1 pseudogene is annotated in these 1,381 nt (G+C 54.4%); it reads right to left on the reverse strand.

What is annotated here, in order from left to right:
- Positions 1 to 1,381, reverse strand: a pseudogene (locus tag O3S68_RS24180) (Contact-dependent inhibition of growth factor CdiA); the annotation flags it as partial.

Here is a 1,381-nt window from a genome sequence, read left to right on the forward strand (position 1 = left end):
CGTGTTAGCGGCGTTATCCATCAGGTAACGCATCTGGTCGAGATCGGAACCGATGCCGTTCAGATAGCGGTTACCGGTCTGGTTCAGCACGACGTTACTGACATAGCGCGTGTCAAACGCCGCATCGCCGAGGAAGCGGTAGTCGTGATCCGGGTTGAGTTTGATGCGATCCAGCATGTAGGCGGAACCGAGAAACTGCTTCTCATCGGTATAAGTGCTGCTGGTTTCGCGCGGGGCGGCAGACGGCGTCACGCCGAGCAGTTTGTTCAGATCGCCAAACAGCGCCGGATCTAACTGGCCAAGCCCGTCCAGTTTCGGGTTAACGGTGATGAGGTACGGGCTTTTCGGGTTAGCTGACACCACAAAGTAGCCGTTATTACCGGAAGGCAACGGGTAGGCACTGGTATCAACGGCTTTCCCCTGATGCGCGTCAAGCGCGCCAGCGTGGGTGTCTTTCAGCACCGCGCTGGTGACGCCCGCGCCTGCCAGGCTACCCGCGCTGCCAAGGCTGGCGCTGCCTTTCTGCTGGCTGCCGATGTTTGCCAGCGCGGCACCATTTGCGCTGGCGTTATCCAGCGCGCCACCGCCGTTAATTTGCTGCAGGGCGTTGTGCAGTTGATCCTGCCACTGCGGGGAGTTCACAGTCACCGGCCCTGCGGCGAGTGCCTGTTTTGCCACGCTAGCGCCAATACTCTGATTGCTCAGGGTATTCAGTGATGGAGCGGTAATGGTGCCGCTGACGCCACCGGCATTGGCGGTTGTGCTGGTGTTACTGATATTGCTGCTGAAGTTGGCGCTGACATTGCCACCGGCCTGGATAACGGCACGGTAGTTCTGGCCATTTGTCGCTTCGGTTGTCTGTCCGGTTAACTCGTAAAGGAAATAACCATTACGCGATGGGGCGATATATTCCTTAGTCGACCTTGATGAATCAGTCGTGTACGAATATTTGTACGTGAAATATGTCGCAGCAGTTCCATCCTGATAGCTCTGGTTATTGAGATTAGTGCCATATAACGCGATATTACGGGCACCCAGAATGTTACTCGCCTGATTATCCAGCACGCCGGCATACAGAGAAATATCTCGCCCGGAGGTGATGCTACCTGCACCACCACTGGCACTGACTGAAGTATGCGCAATGGATGAAGCTACCTTTTGGATTTGCTCGTCAACGTCAGGAACATACTGCGAGTTATAGTATGTGACATCGATCTGGCAGGTACAGTTGTGATATTCGTGTGTTTCCCACTTTTTGATAGTCAGGCCATCAACCGGAAAATCCTGAATACTCAAATATAACTTATCTTTACCAACTCCTGTCTGGGTTGCTGGCTCCGTCCAGCCAGTGACATTCAACCCATCCCGCTGATTCAGCAGA

The sequence above is a fragment of the Kosakonia sp. SOY2 genome (assembly GCF_027109175.1).
In the GTDB taxonomy this organism is placed as follows: domain Bacteria; phylum Pseudomonadota; class Gammaproteobacteria; order Enterobacterales; family Enterobacteriaceae; genus Kosakonia.